The sequence below is a fragment of the Thermodesulfatator atlanticus DSM 21156 genome, from assembly GCF_000421585.1.
Taxonomy (GTDB): domain Bacteria; phylum Desulfobacterota; class Thermodesulfobacteria; order Thermodesulfobacteriales; family Thermodesulfatatoraceae; genus Thermodesulfatator; species Thermodesulfatator atlanticus.
Genome location: NZ_ATXH01000027.1, coordinates 12,559 through 32,285, shown reverse-complemented (window position 1 = coordinate 32,285; position 19,727 = coordinate 12,559). Strand labels below are relative to the sequence as shown.

General features: G+C 45.8%; 20 protein-coding genes and 1 other RNA gene. 7 read left to right on the top strand and 14 right to left on the bottom strand.

Annotation, left to right across the window (positions count from 1 at the left end; translation table 11 throughout):
* Window positions 1-234 (bottom strand): DUF5335 family protein (locus tag H528_RS0110020; RefSeq protein ID WP_028845902.1); only part of this gene is annotated, 234 nt, incomplete at its 3' end.
* A gap of 186 nt (window positions 235-420) precedes the next feature.
* Between H528_RS0110020 and H528_RS0110015 the strand changes: the two genes are divergently transcribed.
* The 3 genes from H528_RS0110015 to H528_RS0110005 are packed head-to-tail and all read left to right on the top strand — an operon-like array spanning window position 421 to window position 2,826.
* Window positions 421-2,130 (top strand): FAD-dependent oxidoreductase, encoded by a 1,710-nt coding sequence (locus tag H528_RS0110015; protein WP_022854179.1) that lies wholly within the window; start codon window positions 421-423, stop codon window positions 2,128-2,130.
* Window positions 2,131-2,132: 2 nt separating this feature from the next.
* Window positions 2,133-2,510: a fluoride efflux transporter CrcB gene (gene crcB, locus H528_RS0110010; RefSeq protein ID WP_028845901.1), complete on the top strand. Its 378-nt coding sequence runs from the start codon at window positions 2,133-2,135 to the stop codon at window positions 2,508-2,510.
* A 7-nt stretch (window positions 2,511-2,517) separates the two neighbouring features.
* On the top strand, window positions 2,518-2,826 hold the full coding sequence (locus H528_RS0110005; RefSeq protein ID WP_022854177.1) for a DUF190 domain-containing protein: 309 nt from the start codon (window positions 2,518-2,520) through the stop codon (window positions 2,824-2,826).
* On the opposite strand, the gene H528_RS13480 is transcribed toward H528_RS0110005, so the two are convergent.
* The 13 genes from H528_RS13480 to H528_RS14165 all read right to left on the bottom strand — a co-directional run bounded on the left by H528_RS13480 (window position 2,776) and on the right by H528_RS14165 (window position 13,695).
* A complete protein-coding gene (locus H528_RS13480; RefSeq protein WP_022854176.1) occupies window positions 2,776-4,077 on the bottom strand; it encodes a bifunctional folylpolyglutamate synthase/dihydrofolate synthase in 1,302 nt (433 codons plus the stop codon). The two genes, H528_RS0110005 and H528_RS13480, sit on opposite strands and share 51 nt — an antisense overlap.
* A 45-nt stretch (window positions 4,078-4,122) precedes the next feature.
* Window positions 4,123-5,733, bottom strand: a complete 1,611-nt coding sequence (locus H528_RS0109995; protein ID WP_022854175.1) for a sodium/solute symporter — start codon at window positions 5,731-5,733, stop codon at window positions 4,123-4,125.
* Window positions 5,730-6,449: a universal stress protein gene (locus H528_RS13475; RefSeq protein WP_022854174.1), complete on the bottom strand. Its 720-nt coding sequence runs from the start codon at window positions 6,447-6,449 to the stop codon at window positions 5,730-5,732. The genes H528_RS0109995 and H528_RS13475 overlap by 4 nt, the downstream gene beginning before the upstream one ends.
* A gap of 410 nt (window positions 6,450-6,859) precedes the next feature.
* On the bottom strand, window positions 6,860-7,102 hold the full coding sequence (locus tag H528_RS14915) for a type II toxin-antitoxin system PemK/MazF family toxin (protein ID WP_425426200.1): 243 nt from the start codon (window positions 7,100-7,102) through the stop codon (window positions 6,860-6,862).
* 61 nt (window positions 7,103-7,163) lie between these two features.
* On the bottom strand, window positions 7,164-7,376 hold the full coding sequence (locus tag H528_RS0109980; protein ID WP_022854173.1) for a hypothetical protein: 213 nt from the start codon (window positions 7,374-7,376) through the stop codon (window positions 7,164-7,166).
* A gap of 178 nt (window positions 7,377-7,554) precedes the next feature.
* Window positions 7,555-7,913, bottom strand: a transfer-messenger RNA (tmRNA) gene (gene ssrA / locus H528_RS14360).
* A 60-nt stretch (window positions 7,914-7,973) separates the two neighbouring features.
* Window positions 7,974-8,429, bottom strand: a complete 456-nt coding sequence (gene smpB / locus H528_RS0109975; protein WP_022854172.1) for an SsrA-binding protein SmpB — start codon at window positions 8,427-8,429, stop codon at window positions 7,974-7,976.
* A 23-nt stretch (window positions 8,430-8,452) separates the two neighbouring features.
* Window positions 8,453-8,710, bottom strand: a complete 258-nt coding sequence (locus H528_RS13470) for a putative Se/S carrier protein (RefSeq protein WP_022854171.1) — start codon at window positions 8,708-8,710, stop codon at window positions 8,453-8,455.
* The gene (locus H528_RS0109965; protein WP_022854170.1) at window positions 8,707-9,849 is read right to left on the bottom strand and encodes an aminotransferase class V-fold PLP-dependent enzyme; all 1,143 of its coding nucleotides are present in this window, start codon (window positions 9,847-9,849) and stop codon (window positions 8,707-8,709) included. The genes H528_RS13470 and H528_RS0109965 overlap by 4 nt, the downstream gene beginning before the upstream one ends.
* The gene (gene yedF, locus H528_RS0109960; protein ID WP_022854169.1) at window positions 9,846-10,436 is read right to left on the bottom strand and encodes a sulfurtransferase-like selenium metabolism protein YedF; all 591 of its coding nucleotides are present in this window, start codon (window positions 10,434-10,436) and stop codon (window positions 9,846-9,848) included. Before yedF ends, H528_RS0109965 begins: the two co-directional genes overlap by 4 nt.
* A 74-nt stretch (window positions 10,437-10,510) precedes the next feature.
* A complete protein-coding gene (locus tag H528_RS0109955) occupies window positions 10,511-10,978 on the bottom strand; it encodes a PIN domain-containing protein (protein WP_022854168.1) in 468 nt (155 codons plus the stop codon).
* A complete protein-coding gene (locus tag H528_RS0109950; protein ID WP_022854167.1) occupies window positions 10,969-11,184 on the bottom strand; it encodes a hypothetical protein in 216 nt (71 codons plus the stop codon). The genes H528_RS0109955 and H528_RS0109950 overlap by 10 nt, the downstream gene beginning before the upstream one ends.
* 168 nt (window positions 11,185-11,352) lie before the next feature.
* Window positions 11,353-13,695 (bottom strand): bacteriohemerythrin, encoded by a 2,343-nt coding sequence (locus H528_RS14165; protein WP_022854166.1) that lies wholly within the window; start codon window positions 13,693-13,695, stop codon window positions 11,353-11,355.
* A gap of 278 nt (window positions 13,696-13,973) precedes the next feature.
* Between H528_RS14165 and H528_RS0109940 the strand changes: the two genes are divergently transcribed.
* From H528_RS0109940 to mfd, 4 genes are all read left to right on the top strand, one after another.
* The gene (locus H528_RS0109940) at window positions 13,974-15,431 is read left to right on the top strand and encodes an ATP-binding protein (protein WP_022854165.1); all 1,458 of its coding nucleotides are present in this window, start codon (window positions 13,974-13,976) and stop codon (window positions 15,429-15,431) included.
* Between the two features lie 99 nt (window positions 15,432-15,530).
* Window positions 15,531-15,842 (top strand): 50S ribosomal protein L21, encoded by a 312-nt coding sequence (gene rplU / locus H528_RS0109935; RefSeq protein WP_022854164.1) that lies wholly within the window; start codon window positions 15,531-15,533, stop codon window positions 15,840-15,842.
* A 12-nt stretch (window positions 15,843-15,854) separates the two neighbouring features.
* Window positions 15,855-16,130, top strand: coding sequence for a 50S ribosomal protein L27 (gene rpmA, locus H528_RS0109930; RefSeq protein ID WP_022854163.1), 276 nt, complete (start codon window positions 15,855-15,857; stop codon window positions 16,128-16,130).
* 104 nt (window positions 16,131-16,234) lie between these two features.
* On the top strand, window positions 16,235-19,699 hold the full coding sequence (gene mfd, locus H528_RS0109925; RefSeq protein WP_022854162.1) for a transcription-repair coupling factor: 3,465 nt from the start codon (window positions 16,235-16,237) through the stop codon (window positions 19,697-19,699).
* Window positions 19,700-19,727: the final 28 nt, after the last annotated feature.

The window sequence follows — 19,727 nt, the reverse complement described above, 5'->3', positions numbered from 1 at the left end:
CGCCCTGGGAGAGCGTAAAGTATGAACAAGATGTTCGGTATGTTCAACATCAACACCGCCAACGATTACTTCAACGTCTTTTTTCTTGGCTTCGTAAACCAGGCCAAGAAAAGGCATATCGCGACATACCTCATGGCCACCCACCAACACGCAAACAGGTCGAAATTGATGCTCGGCGTTAAACTTTTTTAAGAATTCCGGCCAGTCTTTCTTGAGGATTCTTTCTTTTTTCATTTTCACCACCCTCCTGCAGGGAAAATTAGAAAATTTCTTTCACTTTAAAAGATAAACAGATTTTAAAACATTTCCGCTATTTCAGGATATTTTTTATCAAAAAAAATCCTAATTTTTTAACAAAAAAACTTGCGCTAAAGGTATTGTGTTGCTACTTCGAAAAACAAATCCCTTTGGAGGGCAATCATGGCGGAAAGAATAGTCGTTATCGGAGCCGTGGCCGCAGGGCCTCGTGCAGCCTGCCGGGCCAAGCGCCTTAACCCTCAAGCCGAAGTGATCATGATAGACAAAGACGATCTCATTTCTTACGGCGGCTGCGGTATCCCTTATTACGTCTCAGGAGATATCCCCGACGAAAAAGAATTACGCCTTACGGCTTTTAAGATGCTTCGTGACGAAAAGTTTTTTGAAAATGCCAAAGGTGTTCATACCTTAACGAAAACCCTTGCCACCAAAATAGACCGGGAAAAAAAACTGGTCCATGTCAAATATCTTGACTCTGGAAAGGAAGACACCATCGCCTACGACAAACTCGTCCTGGCCACCGGGGCCTCACCCTTTCTGCTTCCGATTCCAGGTCGGGATCTTGACGGAGTCTTTGCCATTTCAAATCTTCATACGGCCATAGAAATAAAAGAACGCATTTCCAAAGGGCTGGTGGAAAAAGTCGCCATTATCGGTGCCGGGGCCATTGGCCTTGAAATGGCAGAGGCCTTTCGGGATCTCTGGGGCCTTGAAGTGACGGTACTCGAATACTTTGGTCAGCCCCTTCCCCGGTTGCTTGACCCACCTATGGCACGAATTGTAGCAGAACATCTGAAAGAAAAGGGTGTAAAACTTGTGCTTAACGCCCGCACCAAAGAAATCGAAGGAAAAGACGGCAAAGCCACCGCGGTAATAACCGAAGATGGACGCTATGAATGCGATCTCGTTATTATGGCCACCGGGGTGCGTCCTAATTCGCAATTAGCAAAGGAGGCAGGCCTATGTGTTTCTCCCCTCACCGGGGGCATAGTGGTAAACGAGCGCTTACAAACTTCTGATCCCAACATTTACGCCGGGGGAGACTGCATTGAAATCACCCATCTTATCAGCGGCAAAAAAATGGTCATTTCTTCAGGGGCCCTTGCTAACCGCCACGGCCGCATAATTGGTACAAATCTTGCCGGTGGCACAGAAACTTTTCGAGGGGCAACCGGAGCCTTTGTAATGAAATGTTTTAACCTTGCGGTAGCAAGCTGTGGTCTTTCTTATGAAGTGGCCAAGCTTGAGGGTTTTGACGCCTTTTATGCCCTTCACAACCAAACAGAACGTGCCCACTACTATCCCGGTGCCGGGCTAATTTTCGTAGAAATAGTAGCTGATAGACGCGACAGACGCGTACTTGGTTTTCAGGCAGTTGGCCCCATGACTGATGGTGCTATGGCCCGGGTGAACTCCATCGCAAAACTTCTTGAATTTAAACCAAGGCTTGAAGACACCTCCTATATGGAACTTGCTTATGCCCCACCATTTAACGCTGCTCTTGATCCTCTAAACGTTGTTTCCATGGTGGCTAACAACATAGCCGACGGCCTTTTTAAGCCCATCGAATTTGACGAGGTGATAAAGCGCTTAAGAGAAGAAGACCCTAATACCATTTTCCTGGACGTAAGGAGCGAAAAAGAAGCCAAGCCTCTAATGGAAAAATATCCTGGCCGCTGGATATGGATTGTATATGACCAGGTAAGACACAATATTGCCAAAATTCCTCGAGACAAAGAGATAATCATAATTTGTAATTCTTCTATGAGGGCTTACGAAGCAGCGAGAGTGCTTTATGCTGCTGGTTTTGATAAAGTATACGTCCCCCTTGGGGGTATGAACTTCGTACGTCGTTGGGGATGGGAACTCTAGCCATGGACAAAATAGTTTGGGTTGGCATGGGTGGCTTTTGCGGTGCTATTGCCAGATACTGGGTTTCAGGGTTGGTAATGCGTTTTTCCCATTACTTTCCCCTTGGCACATTAACGGTAAATAGCCTTGGGTCTCTTGTCCTTGGTTTTATCATGACCCTTGTTTCGGAAACCCTTTTGATTTCGCCTAATATGCGTTTGTTGCTGGCGGTGGGCTTCCTGGGGTCTTTTACCACTTTTTCTACCTTTGCTTACGAAACCAATGCCCTTATTGAAGGGGGTGCTTTCTGGCTAGCCTTTTTAAACGTGGCTTTAAGTCTTTTTTTGGGATTGCTAGGGGTGCGCTTGGGAATTTTAGCGGCCAAAACTTTTGTCCTGTGAGGAAAATATGGCCTACAAGCTTTTGTCAATCTATATAGACGAAGATGAAAAAGGGCAGAAAAAGCCCCTTTACCAGGAAGTTCTTACCTATCTTACTGACAACGAAATAAAAGGGGCTACTGTTTTTAAAGGGGTTTTTGGCTGGGGGCCAGACGGAGTAATACATAGCATTCGCTTCCTACGGGCAAGCTCCGGCCTCCCGATGAAAATCGAAGTGATTGAAGAAGCCGAAGTCATTGAAAAGATCCTTCCAGGGCTTAAAAAATTAGTCCACAAAGGATTGATCACCGTCACAAATATTGAGGTTATCCGCTAAAGCATTGCGCACCCGCCCTGCAAGATAAAGAGAGCCTGCTACTACCAAAGGGAGCTTCCCCTGGCTTTTTCGTGCAGCTAAAAGGGCTTCTTCCCAGGATTTGTAGTATGAAATGTTTTCATTGCTATTGAGGGCCTTTTTCCACTCTTCAATGGTTACCGGAGCACGAGGCCCTGGCGGTTCGCAAATGAAAATCTTTGCCGCCTTGGGCATAATTTTTTCAAGCATTTTGTAAAAAGGCTTGGTTCCTCCTTCATTTGAAGCTGCAAAAAGAAGGATAAACTTTTCGATACCGGCTTGAGAAAGATTTTTGAGAAGAAGATTTATGCCTTCCTCGTTGTGTGCGGCATCAAGAATAACTGGCGGCTCAAAAGGCAAAAACTCAAAACGACAGGGCCAGAAAGTCGTAGATAAGGCCTTTTTCAATTTTTCTTCTGAGAGACGCAAAAAACCCTTTTCCTCTAGGATTTCAGCCGCCTTAATGGCAAGGGCCATGTTTTCTACCTGGTACTCACCACGAAGAGACAGGACAAGTCCTTCAAAAACATGTGCCCCCTCATAACGATGAGTATCTTTTGTTAACGGTTTGCAACGAAAATCACGCCCATATTGGTAAACAGGTGCCTTTTTTTGCCTGGCACTTTTAAGAATCACTTCTCTTGCTTCTTCTCTTTGAGGGGCAAGTACCACGGGAATCCCTGGCTTTATAATGCCGGCTTTTTCTCTGGCGATTTGAGAAAGGGTTTCTCCCAGATAGGCCATATGGTCGTAGCTAATAGGGGTGATAATGCTCAGGGCAGGTGTGATTACGTTAGTAGCGTCAAGCCTTCCCCCAAGCCCGCATTCAATTATTGCTATGTCTATTTTTTCCTGGGAAAAGGCCCAAAAAGCAATCGCCGTAGTAAGTTCAAAATAGGTAGCTTCGCCTGTCCCCAGAACTTCCTTTACGTCGGTGCAATATTTGGCGAATTTTTCTTCTGATAAGTTTTTTCCGTTGATTTTAAAGCGCTCACAAACACTTACGAGGTGAGGCGAGGTGTAAAGACCTGTTTTTAAGCCGTGGGCCCGTAAGATACTTTCAAGAAACGCTGCTGTAGAACCCTTGCCATTTGTACCAGCAAGGTGCACACACGGATAATTTTTTTCTGGATGTCCAAGGGAAGCTAAAAGTTTGTTGATACGCGAAAGGCCCGGCTTTATTCCGTGAAACTGAAATCCCGAAAGCCAGTTTTTTGCCTCGTTGAATTCCATAACCTACAAAGAATACAAAGGGGCCCACAAAGGGCCCCTTTAGGGCTATTTCCTGCGATGGGCAAGAGCAAAGAATTTCTCTACCTCACCGGTATCTTTGGTCAAGAGACTGACAATTACCATCACCGCAAAAGCTACCGGCACACTGTAAAGGGCTGGATTCACCAGCACCTGGAGGCCTAAAAGGCTTTTAAGCTTAAAAAAGCGTGCAAAGGTAAAAACAAGTGAAACGACAAGCCCTGTGGCCATACCCCATACAACCCCCTGTTTCGTAAGCCTTGGCCACCAAACCGTAAGAATAAGGGCTGGGGCAAAGGTGCTTGCCGCAATCCCAAAAGACATACCGACAAGCATACCGACGTTTTGATTTTTAAGCCAAATAGCAAGAGCAATGGAGATACCAGCTAGCACAAATACGGCTTTTTTGGCAAAGCTCACGCGCTCTTCGTCCGGACTGTGGGGTTTGAAGATAGAAGCATAGAGGTCGTGGGCGATACTGGTGGTGGCGGTGATCAAAAGTCCAGTACAGGTACTTAACATAGCTGCAAGCGCGCCCGCAGCGATGATACCAAGAAAAAGCTCTCCGCCTATCTTTTGCCCAAGCATGGGAACCGCCATGTTAGTGGCCACACCTTTTTTACCAGTGGCTACCAGATCAACTAAAACAGGATAAAGGGCGTACATAATGGCAAGGCCCACAAACAGAACCGAGGTATAAAAGATGGCGAGCCCCCAGATGGTAAACTCGATACTTTTCTGGGCGGCTTTTGCATCGCGCACCGTGTAAAAACGAATCAAGATGTGGGGAAGTCCAAGCACACCGATAAACAAACCAAGAACCAGGCTCAGGTGATTCCAAAAGTCTCGCAAACCAACACCAGGGGTCAAGGCACTGGGGGCATCAGGAAGCGCTTTACGCGCGGCCTCAACCGCTGCTACAGCATCCGGCGCGTTCTTAACCACATCGGGAATTTGTTTAGCAGCAACAACTGTGGGGACCATTTTCTTAGCGGTCTTGATGATATTTAAAATGTTTCCGTCAAAATAGATAATAGTGGCGCTAATTAAGAGAATTAACATAGCGCCTAAGAGCACCACTCCTTGAACAGCCTGGTTAAAAGTAGTCCCGCGCATGCCTCCCAAAACAACCAGCGCGGTAATCAATATACCTGAAACAATAACCGTGGTGAGATAGTGCCAGCCTAATAAGAGTTTAAAAAGGTGACCAGCACCCACAATCTGTGGCACCAGATAAAGAGAACACAACACGATAGTAGTCAGCATGGAAACCGTACGAATACCTTTGCTGTGTCCAAACCTGGCGCCAAGCACGTCTCCTACGGTAAATTTACCGGCATTTTTAAGGGGAGCTGCCACGAGAAAGAGAACCGCCATCCAGGTTGCGAAAAATCCCAGGGCCAGCCACCAACCGTCAACCCCCATAAGAGAAATAGCACCGGCAACACCAAGAAAGCTTGCTGCACTACAGTAGTCTCCGAACATGGCCATGCCGTTAATTCTCCAAGGAATACGCCCCTCTGCCACGTAAAAGGCCGCGGTGGTACGGGTGTGTTTGCGAAAATAGAAGCTGATGTAGATGGAGATGAACACACTGATAGCAACAATAAGAAAAGCAATAGGATATGTAAGCGTCATGACACACCTCCTTGTCTAGTTAAGTAGATGCGTGTGAGGATTATGCCGCTAACAACAAGAATAAGACCACTCCAAATACCAAATGGGAGGCCTGCTATTTCTAGCGCTGCTATGTCTTTAAAGGGCTTTGAAGTAATAATCGCGGCAAAAAAGTAGAGGCAGGTAAGAACAAAAAATAAAGTACCGGAAAAAATAAAGTTTTCTCTAACCGCGCGGGGATCATAAACCGGAATTTCTATGGCTTCCGGTTTTTCAACAATGCGGGCTGCAAGTTCTACCAGGTCTGATACGTCAACCCATCCCTTTTTGATCACCAAGACCGGCCGGTCAGCATTTTCAGTGACCGCCTGGGCTACGCTACCAAAATATAATTTCTGAAAACCTTTGCGCCCGGAATCTCCCAGGAGGATTAAGTCCACGTTTTCTTCTTTGGCGGTGGCAAGAATTGCACCTGCTACCGGGCCGACTTTTTTTACGATTTTTACCGAAACGCCCATTAAATCAGCATACGCCTTGGCAAGCTCTAAAGGCTCTTCAGTAATGGGTTTTTCTACGGCTTCCATCATTTTTTCGGTGGGAAGCAAAGGCACTTCCTCCTCTACCTGAAGGACGACCACCTGGGATTGGTAATCTTTGGCGAGCTCGATGGCCTTTTTAAAGGCCCCCATGGACGGCTCATATCCGTCCACCGCAACTAGCATCTTCTTAAATCCCATTAGACACCTCCCGAATATATATTTTGAGAGGTATTTATTAAAACCAAAATTTTCATTTTGTAAAATGTTTTAGTTCAATTTTTTTGTATATTTTTATAAGAAGGGAGCATAAAAACGATAAATGAAAGAAAAGAAAGATTTGAAAAGAAAAAATATATGAAATGGCCTAATAGTTATTATTTGGAGACAATTTTAACTTATTTTTGTTATGAAACAAAAAGCCTAAAGCAAATTTTCTGAGATAGTTTTAACGGACTTTCAGGTCAGTATAGGAGCCTAAATGGGACATTTTTGCGGTTCGGAATACCCGCAGATAGGGCCACCTCATGACCAAGAACCCTGCCAGGGTCTTTTCTCACTCAGCCAAGATGGAGGATCCTTCAAGTACCGACAAAAGAAATCGTCACTTGTTAGCTGGCCTGAGCGCCAGAAAGACAGGAAAGGTTCCGACACAGGGAGTTTTTCACTTGTTTAAAAGCCGCTTCTTTTAGCTTTGCAAGCTTTTTAAGGAGGAGGCTTTTGTGAAGTAGACATACTTTGTGGACTACGATTACAGAATCTTTCTTAAGACCACCTTCTTCAAGATCCAATGAAGGAGAATTGGTGGTTAAAGGAAGGAAGATTACATCCTGGCCTTCATCCGCAAAAACCAGAATAGGTCTTATTTAGAAGCCGAAAGGTCCGTAAAAGGAACTTGAGCTAAATAAATCTCTCCTACCACTTAGAGTAGTCCTCTTCTTCGTCATCAAAAGCAAAGCTTTCCGGATGGTGCGCCAGCTTTCCCAGAGAGTTTAATTCGCTTTCCGACCAAAAGTCCCACTCCTCAATCTCGAAATCGAAAACATCCTCCCCAAGGACTTTTCGCAGGCTCCGAAGAAACTCTATGACTTCTTTTTCTTTCCGATGGATCCTCAAGCTCACGTACATAACCTTAAAAATACTATCCCCAGAAAAAACTATCAATAATTGAGAAAAATCACGACTAATATCCCTAAAATTTAGCTTACTACAATTGGGTCTAGACAGGAAATCGCGACTCTTAACGATTTCAGGGCCAGCCCGTGCTGATCTTGACGCTCATAAGCCGCAAGAAATCGTCAAAAATTGGTGGAGGCGGCGGGAATCGAACCCGCGTCCGGAGGTGTTTCAGACTGAACTTCTACGTGCGTAGCCTGGGCAGCGACTTTCGGCTGGGGAGACTCCCCAGGCTGGCCTCCTCCAGCCTAGCCTGCAAAAATCTCGCTTAGAGAGCGGCAGGCGCGCCCTCTAAGCCAGCCCGCTACCTGGCGCCCTAGATCCCCCGCGGGCAGAGGACGGATCTAGGACGGGCTGCTTTTCTATTAAGCAGCCATTGCGTAGCTGTATTCGTCGGCACTTGTGTTTTCCCCACCTTTTTTACGAGGCGGTGGGCACCTCGGCACGCTGTTCAGCCCTACGCACCTCCGTCGAACCCATTTCGCCCCCTCAAGGAGAGGAAAACCGACGAAGATGCGGGGCTAAGCCCCAATTTTAAAAGAGCAAGCTTTATTTTATGCGCCCCTTGTACCGGCGCCTTAACTCACGCTCAACGTCCCGACGGCGGATCGTCTCCCGCCTGTCATAAACTTTCTTACCTTTGGCAAGGGCAAGCTCTACTTTTGCCTTTCCATCCCGGAAGTAGATGCGCAGAGGAATTAAAGTATAACCTTTCTGCTGCACCTTGCCAAGGAGGCGTTTTATCTCCTGCTTTTTGAGAAGGAGCTTGCGCGTCCGCGTTGGGTCAAGCAGTTGCGCTTCTCGACTAAAAGGATAAGGACTAATGTGCACGTTGTAAAGATATACCTCGCCGTCCCGAATACGCGCAAAACTATCGGCCAGATTGGCCCGCCCCAAGCGTAAAGACTTCACCTCTGGCCCTAGAAGCGAGATCCCGGCCTCAAGGGTTTCTTCAATTTCGTACAAATGCCGTGCTTTTTTGTTGGTACAAACTGTCTTTTCCATAGTATTTTCAAGATATAACCCATCTAGGAAAGAGTCCAGTCTTCAAGGATTTCAAAACCTTGTTCTTTTCGGCGCACAAGCGAGGTAGGCTTAAGGCCCCTTTCCGTTAAAAATGCAATTAAACTATTAAGTTCTTCGGCTTCAACTTCAAGGGCCATACCACAATCGCTGCTTATCTCTTTGGGAACGGGAATGAGCTCAACAGGCATTCCGGCCTGCTTAGCAAATTTTTCAGCCTTAAGTACGTAGTGAATAGACGGAAAGAGCAAAATAATCTTCATCCGGCAATCTTGAGCAAGGCCTCTGCCGCGCGTTCGGCATCATGAACCCGGTTAAAATAACCAAAGGAAAAACGCACCGTGCCCTGAGGCATGGTGCCAAGGGTTTGGTGAGCAAGGGGTGCGCAGTGTAGCCCTGGACGCACCGCTATATCAAATTCCTGATCAAGAATGCGGGCCACCCCTGAGGGCGACTTGTCTTTTACGTTTACCGAAACAATGGCCGTGGCCTTTACGCGTTCTTTTGGGCCGTATATTTCGATATTGGGATGGTTTCTGATCTTTTCGAGGAAAATATCAGCAAGGGCTGTTTCATGACGATGGATGCGCGAAATACCTGTTTTTTCGATAAAGTCTATTGCTGCGGAAAGACCTGCAATGCCGCAAAGATTAGGGGTCCCCGGCTCAAAGCGGTCTGGCAAAAATTCCGGCTGCATTAAAGACTCTGAGCGACTCCCTGTGCCCCCGAGTTTTACCGGGCTAAGCTCCTTTTCCATACCAGGCGCAAGGTATAACACTCCCACTCCAGGTGGCCCCATAAGACCTTTGTGTGCTGAAAACGCGAGAAAATCTATGGCCGTATGCGATACATCAATAGGCAGATGGCCTATTGCTTGAGCGGCATCAACTAGCAGCAAACTGTCTTCTTTAAGGGACACAATTTCGGCAAGGGGCTGGATGGCTCCGCACACATTTGAAACGAAATTTACACAAATAAGCCTTGGCCTTTTTTCAAGACAAAGTTTTTCAAAAGCGTCAAGATCAAGGAAACCTTCCTTATCACACGGCACATAGGCAATTTCGATTTTTTTGGCCTTGCGCAAAAACTCAAGGGGCCTTGCCACGGCATTGTGCTCCATGCTGGTGGCAAGCACCCGGTCGCCTTCTTTTAAAAGCCCCATAAGTACCAGGTTTATGGCTTCCGTGGCTCCTGAGGTAAAAATTATCTGGGTGGAATCCTGTGCTCCAAGGAACGCAGCCGTCTTCTCCCGGGCCTCAAAAACAATCCTGCTTGCAGCAACGGCTCCCTTGTGAGCCGAGCGCCCAGGACTACCAGGCACGTTGCGCAAGGTCTCGCAGACTGCTTCAATTACTTCTGTGGGCTTGGGAAAGGATGTTGCCGCCTGATCCAGATAAATCACGGTTTAACCACCCGCGAAGACATAAGTTTTTCAACAATATCAAACATATTGGAGACTTTTCCTACGGCAAGCCTCTCTTTTACCCCGTAAAAATCAAGGCAGGTGCCGCAAACAAGGATTTCAATGCCAAGTTCTTCAAGGGCCTTTAAATCGGCTAGCACTTCAGAGTCTTCAAGGGCTAAAAACACCCCAGAATTGTAGCAGATGATGGTCTGAGGCTTTACTGTAGCTTCTTTAAGTGTCTTTAAGAAAGCCCGCATAAGCACCTGGCCAAGGGCCTCTTCTCCTCTTCCCATCACCTTGGCATCAAGCACTACGCACACCGGGGCCTCTCCTGTGCCACAGGAGATAGCAACTTCCTTCTGCGGGCCTTCGCCTTTGGTGATCTCTAGCTCCCAAAAGCCTTCTTTTTCGGTAATACTACAGGTATGCCCCTGGGCTTCGGCAAAACGACTTACGTTTTTTACAGCGGCTTCGTTATCAACCAGGACAAGAATTTTGTCTCCTGGGCCAATTTCATCTAAGGCATTTTTGGTGTTGATGACCGGCTGTGGGCAAGGAAGCCCGCGGCAATCGATGGTTTTCATAAACAAGCCCCCTTGTCGATTTCTGTTATAACGTGTTTATCTGTAGAAGATCTTCCGTTTTTATGGCCAACTTTTTAGAAGTTTTCTCTACGGACATTTTCGAGCTCATCATAACATTTCAAATTTTCAATCAATTCTTCGGTAGTGATCGCTACGTCAATACCATTTTCCTCCAAGCAATTTTTAAGTTTAAAATCACCTGTCCACAACTTTCCTTCTACCACAATAGCAGTCAATACGAACGGGAAATCCGCTGGATCGCACTTTTCTAACTTTTTGAACCACTTCGCTCGGTAGTCTTTCGGAATCCGCCTATAAGAAATCACTTCAATGCGTTCAAAAATGGCCAATAACAGCTCCAGCAGTTCGTTTTCCTTAAGGTTGGTAAACTTTAAAAGCCTGTCCTTGTGTTTGAATAACTCCAAAAACAAATGGGGAGGAGCATAAAGGGCCACTTCGTCCGAAAAAAGAATGCCTAGCAATTTTTTGTTCTTCCTCAACAGTAGAGAAAAAATCAAGTTCGTATCTATGACTACGCGCATTTAAACTCTTTCTGAATTTCTTTGCGTCTTTCTTCTCGTATTTCTTCCAACAAATGTAAAAGTCCTTTCTCATCGGGTTGAACTTTTTCCAGGATTTCAAGAACTTCAAGATAGGCTAAAAAGTTTTTGACTTTTCTGTCCCGGAGGAGCCTCAAGGGAATCTCTACAGTAAACTTGGATTCTTGACTTCTAGCTTCAAGGGCCATAAATGCTCTCCTTTAAGATTTTACTTAAAGTTAAAGCCAATTTGCACTGAAAACAACCTACAGTAGTGTATCCATACCTTTAACTATGATAGTATTTTCGCATGTCAGGATGGCAGTATAGAGAGAGGCAACAGGGGCGGGGATCCCGCCCCCTGTTGCCCCTCCTTCTTAGTTGAGACCTTTTTCTTTGAAAAATGGGCCGTATTTCTTGTCAGTGATACAAATATGGTTAGCAAGCCAGTCCTTGAGAAAGGCTAACAAATCGTATGCTATGTTGGCCTCTCCAGCTTCTATGCGTTTATGATAGGCCACGACTTTATCTACCAGCTTTTCGTGAATCTGTTTGTGTACATCTGCTTCAGGATAGCCGTACTTGTCGAAGAGTTCTTCTTCGGTCTTAAAGTGATAGGCGGTATAGTCTATGAGCTCAGAAAGGACTTTTTTCAGACTTTGCTCAGGCACCCCTTGAGAAAGCCCCTTATAAAGCTCATTTACCATAGCGACCAGCTTTTTATGCTGTTCGTCAATTGCTTTGATCCCTATTTCAAAAGCAGGACCCCATTTTATAAGTTCTTTTTCTGTGAGGGAGACGTCTCCCATACTTGAACCTTTAAGGGCCAACCAGCGCCCAAAAAGTTGAAGCATTCTTTCAAAGACTGGCTTGATATGGGAATGATAATATTTCACCATTGCCTGGCGACCTTTTCCTTCGGCGGCAATCCTCTGCAAGCCTTCGGCGCTGCGGTGAAGCTTATCGTGTACAGGGAGCAATTCTTTTATCAGTTTTTCTTCTTCGGCATCCTGGGCTTGATAATTAGCTAAAAACTTGCCCAATATGCAACGGCTAGGATCTATTTCTACTTCTGGTGGGCTTGCTTCAAGAAGGGCTTTAAGGACCCCTTCGCGCCAGCGAAGGTGTGCAAATAAGATAACCTTTAGCGCTGTCTCTATCGGCAGGTAAGGTAAAAGCTCCTCTTCTAGCTCCGGATTGGCCTTTACCAGGGAAAGTAACATGGAGCCTTCATCGACAATTCCACCCACACAGTGATCAATCACGTCTAAGTTTTCCTTGATCTGGTTAAAACTCTCTGCATGTTCAAGGAGCCGTTCTGCATGATGATTGACCTGTTCTACCGTATCAACAGCCCGGTGGATATTGTTGTTAAGGTCTGCGATGGTCACTGTTTGCTCTTCGCTGGCACTGGCAATGGTATTTGCCAGATCACTTACTCCGGCAACGATTTCAGCGATTGATTCCACACCTTCTACCGCCTTATCCATATTGGTCCTAATATTTGCGATAATACGGCTAATTTTTTCGGTGGATTCTGCGGTCTGGCGGGAAAGTTCTTTTATCTCGCCAGCCACCACAGCAAAACCTTTTCCTGCCTCGCCAGCACGGGCGGCTTCAATGGTAGCGTTCAAGGCCAGGAGATTGGTCTGTTCGGCGATATCGTTAATGAGTTTGGTAACTTCTTCGATTTCGCGGGAGTTCTGAGCAAGGGTCTGAATGGTCTCTTTGGCAAAGTGGACATGTTCGTTGGCCTGCCCTGCTTTAGTTGCGGTTTCCTGAATGCTCTGGGCAATTTCCTGGGCTGCGGTGTTAAGGTCTGTCATGGCGTTAGCAATGGTGGCGATATCTTCTTGGGCGGTAAGCGAGGCCTTTTTTAATTCCTGGGCCATGCGTTCGGTGTCAAAGCCGTGATGCCTTATCTCCTCGCCGGATTCTTCCACGAAATTTGCCGCCTCAGCAAGGATTCTATTCTGGCCAGACAAGGTAAAAAACTGGCTGGAGATGTAGGCAATAAGGGCATTTACCGTGGAAGCAATTTTTTCTAACTCTGCAAGAAGACCCTTTTGAGAAATTGATTTTTCGAAGTTTCCCCGCTGAACTTCTTCAAGGGCCGTGGTAATTTCCTCAAGAGGCTTAATTAAAAACTTCCGGGTGCTAAATATAGCCAGCACAAAAACAACCAAGCCACATGCCAAAAGGGCTAGCAAAAATTCTTTGAATATTTTGTCTTCTTGTAAGCCGTATTCTTCAAGCTTTTTAGTGAGAGCATTAGCCTGGTTTAACAAAGCGAGATTATTATGGGAAATGAAAGCAAGCGCTTGAGAAAAATCTTTTTCTTGAGGGCTATGCTCTGCCACATATAGGGCCTTTCCGTGAAAGGGTTTCCATAAAGCAGCAAGCTTTTGATACTCCTGCCAAATTTCCTGAGAACTTTCTTTGCAAAAGGGCTTAAGCTCCTGCAAAATGGCTTCATAATCGGCCAGGGTCTTTTTTAACTCCTCTTGATATTTGGGATCCCCTGTTTGGGCATAAATGAAGCTTTCTTTGCCTATTTTTTGGGAAAGCATGCGGAGCTTGCCACCGATATCGATGTAGTGTCTAAGGTTTTCCTCAGAATGAAGAGAATAAAAAATTGCAACGCCTAAGATTAAAAACAACGAAAAAACTAAAAATACACAGCCTGGCACAAAAAACTTTACGGCAAAAAAGCGTTTCATGGTCCCTCCCGCTTAAAAGTTTTCTTTCTTTTTTTTCGGAAAAGACTCAAAAAACTAAACTTTTTTCTTTATCAAAACCTAGTTTTTGGATATGCATAAAGCCATGATACGAAAGTGCCGAACTTTAAGGTGTAAAGGATTCGGAATATCGTTAAGAGATCTTAAGGGCAGCAAATCCCCTGAGATCGGCAGAGCAAGCCTCTGCTTGCTTTGCGGTGACGATTGGTCAAAAAGTTAAGGGTTTCAAAAGTTTTTCCGATTTACCTGGGAGGGGAATTATGTCAGGAGGGGCTGAACCAGGCGTAAACCAGATAAATAGCTTTTGTAGCTATCTTTTTCAAGAGCTTCCTTACCCTGTGCTTTTTTGTAACTCGCGAGGAGAAATAATTTTTAGTAGTAAACAACTAGAAAAGCTTCTTGGCTTTAGGCCTGCTGCTATAAATCACCTTCCGGGATTCCCTGTCTCCTGGAGCCCTGAAAAAAGCTTTTGTTTTGAAACCCAGATAAATGATAATCTTTACAAAGTGATCTACCAGCCTTTAGGTGGGGAAGAGGGGAACATAAAAGGCGGTATTGTCTCTTTTCAAGAAAAAAATCCCGGTAACATTTCCATTTTCTTGAAGGAAAAAAGGAATGCCCTTGATATTTTGACTAAAGGCCTGGCCCATGACTTTGCCAATTTTCTTTTTGCGGTGGAAGGGAACCTCGCTCTTGCCAAACAGGCAAAAAGCCTAAAGGAAAAAGACAAATACCTTAAAAAGGCTTCCCGGGCGTTGATACGGGCCAAAGAATTCTCAGAAGCTCTATTGTCAGGAGAACCCCACCGTAAATACAAGGCATGCGAAGTCTTACACGAAATACTTGAAATGATACTTAATCACTCCGGCATAAAATGGATTTTGAATATCCCCAAAGATATATGGCGCTTAAGTATCGACCAGATTCAATTCACACAAATATTTTTGAACTTGATAAAAAACGCCAAAGAAGCCATGCCCTTCGGGGGACAACTTATTATCGAAGCGGAAAACATCTTTATCTCTGAAGAAAAAGAAGGGCTTTCCCCAGGACCTTACGTAAAGTTTACTTTGATGGACTCAGGACATGGCATCCCAGAAAAAGATTTGCCTCTCATTTTTGAACCAAGATATTCTTCAAAAGGCAAAGCAAGGGGCTTTGGCCTTGCGGTGGTAAAGTCCATCGTGGAAAACCATAACGGCAAGATAGAAGTTGAAAGCACCCCCGGGGCAGGAACTACTTTTACTATCTATTTGCCTGCTAAGCCGGGAAAAGATTGCGTAATTGAAGAGCCTATTGATCTTGAGCAAGATTTTGAACTCTGCGTTTACGTAGAAGAACCCAAAAAGATTCTCATCATTGATGACGACCAAGACATACTCGAAGTTTTAAAAGAAATGCTTAAAACTATTGGCTACGTGGCAGAGCCTAAAAAAGACCCTGAACAAGCGCTTACCCTTTACGAAAAGACTTTTTTGCAAGGAGAACCCTTTAGAGCCGTAGTCGTAGATTATAATCTACGCGGCATAACTGGCCTTGAAGTCCTTACCAGGATTAAAGAAATCAACCCTGCGGCTAAAGTCATCATCATCACAGGCTTACGTAATAAAGAAATAGAAGAAACCTTAAAAAGGGCTGGGGCTAAGGCCGTACTTTTTAAACCTTTCTCCATGAAAGAATTGCTCTCAGCCCTGGCCTCGCCTGACAAATTTTCATAATTTGGCGAAAAGCGAATTTGCTGTTAAAATTTTTTCCGCTTGACAGATACGCTTTTGATGCTATTTTGCCCAGGTCATCCTGTTGCTGGAGGTGAAAAGGTGTACGCGGTAATTAAAACCGGAGGCAAACAATACAAAGTCAAACCAGGAGACACCCTTAGGGTAGAAAAACTCCCTGGGGATCCTGGCCAAGAAATAGAAATCACTGATGTGCTTTTGGTGGCAGAGGGCGATAACCTCAAAGTTGGCCAGCCCACGGTAGAAGGCGCCAAGGTTGTAGCCACTATTTTAGAACAAGGGCGCAGCAAAAAGATCATCGTCTTTAAAAAGAAAAGGCGTAAGAATTATAAGAAAAAGCGTGGGCATCGTCAGTATTACACTGAAATCCAAATAAAAGAAATCCAAGCCTAACGGAGGTTCGTTATGGCTCATAAAAAAGCTGGTGGTTCATCAAGAAACGGGCGCGACTCTGAAAGCAAACGCTTAGGGGTTAAGCGTTATGGCGGCCAGTTTGTAAAAGCTGGCAACATCATCGTCCGCCAGAGGGGGACCAAAATTCACCCCGGGTTTAACGTTGGCCTTGGCAAAGACTATACCATCTTTGCCAAAATTGACGGCATTGTTAAGTTCGAAACCCGTCACGGCCGCAAAGTCGTAAGCGTTTACCCCAAAGAAGAAATTGCCGCCCAAGCAGCCTAAAAAGGCGGGGGCTCCCGCCTTTTTGGGCTTTTCTCGTAAAGCCCTATCCATCCGTTTCTTTTTGCATTATTAGTTAGTGCAAATTTCGATTCTATAGCTTTTCTATGCCTTTAACAGGAAATAAGTTTGCTGAAATAAATGCTTTTTTAGAAAGAAAAGAAGGGCTTTTAAAAATTGGCGGCCTAACCGTAGAGGCCTTAGCCCTTTTACTAAACCTTACCAAAGCCCCGCGCGGTCTTATTGTTCTCCCCAAAGAAGAACAGGTTGAACGTATAAAGCAGGCCGTTGAGTTCTTTGGCGGCCCAAAAACTTTTCATTTCCTCGGAGGAGATACCCCGCCTTTTTCAAGTATTTATCAAGGCCCTGGAGTCAGCGGCGAAAGGATAGCCGCCCTTTATCATTTTCTGGAAAAAAAAGAAGGCTTTTTAGTTGTCTCGGCAAAGGGCCTTGTCCGACGCACCATCCCCCCTCAGGTGCTAAAGGAATCTTACGAATACATTCTCTGTGGCGAGGAAATCCCACGGGAAAAACTGATAAGACAACTCATAAACCTGGGGTACGAAAAAACCGGACTGGTACAAAAACTTGGCGAATTTACCGTGCGTGGAAGCGTTATAGACATCTTTACCCCGGGGTACCCTTATCCCATTCGGCTTGATTTTTTCGGAGAAGAGTTAGAAAGCATCAAGTTCTTTAACCCTGAGACCCAGCGTTCTTTAAAAACCACCGAAGAAGCTGTAATTCTTCCGGTGCGCGAAATTCTTTTTGAAGCCGACCGGCAGGGGCTTGAAGAGCGCCTTTTTACCCGCCTTAAAAACTATGCCCTTGCACCTGACAAAGAAAGTGCCTATTTACGCACCCTTGAAACAGGCCTTTTACTTGACCCAGAAGAATTCTGGCTTCCCCTGGCCTATGAAAAACCAGCAAGCATTTTTGATTATTTGAAAAAAGACGACCTTGTCATTGTCTTTGAACCGGGAAAATTAATAGAACACCTAAGCATCCTTGAGGAAAAGCTTTTGCTTTCCTGGCGCAAGGCCCGCGACGGCAAACGCATCCTGGTAGAGCCCTTTGAGAGCTTTTTAGCCAAAGAAGAGATTACCCAAAGGCTCACCAGCCACCCGAAAAGGCTTACCATCTCAAGGCTTCCGTTAACAGACGCTGATATATCTTTTGACGTACAAGACCACGAAGAACACGTAAGGACCTTAAAAAGAGAACCCCGCAAAGCTATTGAAATAGGTCTTTCATACCTTAAAGACCGCCTTCATCAGGAACGGGTGGTTATTTTAAGCACAAACGAAAAAGCCGCAGAAAAGATAAGAACGCTTGTTAGCCGCGAGCTTCATGCTAACGACATCCCCCTCAAAAAACCACCCTTCGAGGATCTAAAAACCCCTTTTGAGCTTGCTCTCTATACGGGAAATTTGGCCCGGGGTTTTAGTTGGCCTGAACTTTCCCTTTGTTTTCTACCAGAACACGAGCTTTTCGGGGTGCGCAAACCTCTTTTCCTCAAAAAGCGCGCTTCGCTAAAAGACACCCTGCTTCGTTTTGAGGACCTGAAACCCGGAGACTACGTTGTGCACCGGGAACATGGCATAGGCCGCTACCAGGGCCTGGTATCCCTTGAACTCGGAGGGCTTCCTGGTGAGTTTCTCCTCATCGAATACAAAGGCGGGGACAAGCTTTATCTCCCGGTAGATAAACTCAACCTTCTGCACAAGTATGTTGGCATTGAAGGGAAAGAGCCAGCCCTTGATCGCCTTGGTGGTAAAAGCTTTGAGACCCGTAAACGCAAAGTCCAAAAAGCCATCGAAGAAGTAGCCCAGGAACTTCTGTCCCTTTATGCTGCAAGGAAAGTAAGCCAGGGTTTTGCCTTTGAGCCGGGGCCCCTTTTGCGCCAGCTTGAGGCTAGCTTTCCTTTTGAAGAAACACCCGAGCAGGCCCTTGCCATTGAAGAAACACTAGCTGATATGCAAAAGCCTGCGCCTATGGACAGGCTTATTTGTGGCGACGTGGGCTACGGCAAAACCGAAGTGGCACTGCGTGCTGCGGCCCTTGCCGTGGAAAATAAAAAGCAAGTGGCTATTCTTGTACCAACTACTGTGCTTGCTGAGCAGCATTTCCGCACTTTTTCGGAACGTTTCAGCCCTTTAGGCGTCAAAGTGGCTGTTATTTCACGCTTTAAAACTCCTAAAGAACAAAAAGAAATTCTTAAAAAACTCGCCCAAGGCGAGATAGACATAATCATAGGGACCCATCGGCTTCTTTCAAATGATGTTTCCTTCAAAGACCTGGGGCTTTTGATAATTGATGAAGAACATCGCTTTGGGGTTAAACACAAAGAAAAATTAAAGCAACTACGCCAAAACGTGGATGTACTGGCACTTTCAGCCACCCCTATACCGCGCACCTTACAGCTTTCTCTCCTCGGCATAAGAGACTTATCCGTTATCACCACGCCCCCTGAAGAACGCTTGCCGGTGAAAACTTACCTGGCACGCTTTGACGATGAGGTCATCAAAGAAGCCATTGAACGTGAGCTTGCCCGGGGCGGCCAGGTATTTTTTGTGCACAACAGAATAAAAGGAATCTACGCCCTGGCAGATTGGCTAAGACGCCTTGTGCCTCAAGCACGCATTGAAGTGGCCCATGGCCGCACCCCACCTCAAAAGCTTGAAGAAATCATGGTCAAGTTTGTGCGTCACGAAATCGACGTCCTGGTATGCACCACTATCGTAGAATCTGGCATCGATATCCCGTCTGCAAACACTATCATTATTAACCGAGCGGATCGCATGGGCCTTGCTGAGATTTATCAGTTAAGAGGGCGCGTTGGTCGCAGAAACGTCCAGGCCTATGCTTATCTTCTTGTCCCTTCGCTTTCAGGGCTTTCAGAAGAGGCAGAGCGTCGCCTAAAGGCCCTTATGCAATTTTCAGAACTTGGCGCAGGTTTTAAACTGGCAATGAGTGATCTCCAAATCCGTGGGGCAGGGAACCTGCTTGGAACTTTTCAATCAGGCCACGTGGCTGCGGTGGGCTACGATCTTTATCTAGATATTCTCAAACAAACCATCGACGAAATCCGCGGAAAACCTTTAGATGAAACCATAGAGCCAGATGTTAACCTAAAAATTCCCGCTTATTTTCCCCCTGGTTATGTGCCAGACGTGGAACAAAGGCTCCACCTTTATCGGCGTTTGGCACTTGCCCGAGATGAAGAAACAGTCGATGAACTGGCCCGTGAAATAGAAGACAGATTTGGCGCTTTTACCCCAGAGGTGGAAAATCTCATCAAGCTTTCTTATCTCAAGGTGCTTTTGCGCCCCCTGCGAGTCCGCAAATTAGACCGCCGCGGCCGGGAAATTATCTTTTTCTTTGACCCTTCTGCGGATGTTCCAGAGAGCGCCTTGCGCAAAGAGGCCAAAAAAAGAGGGCTTAACCTGCGCATCACCAAAGACAAGCGCGTTATCATGGCGCTTGATCCTCAAAATTTCTTAGACGAGCTTTTGTCCTTTCTTTTTCAATTTCACCGCTCACTTAAAATGGAAGGGGAGAAGCTTTCTTAGCAAAGGTGAATTTTTTTGGTTAAAATGC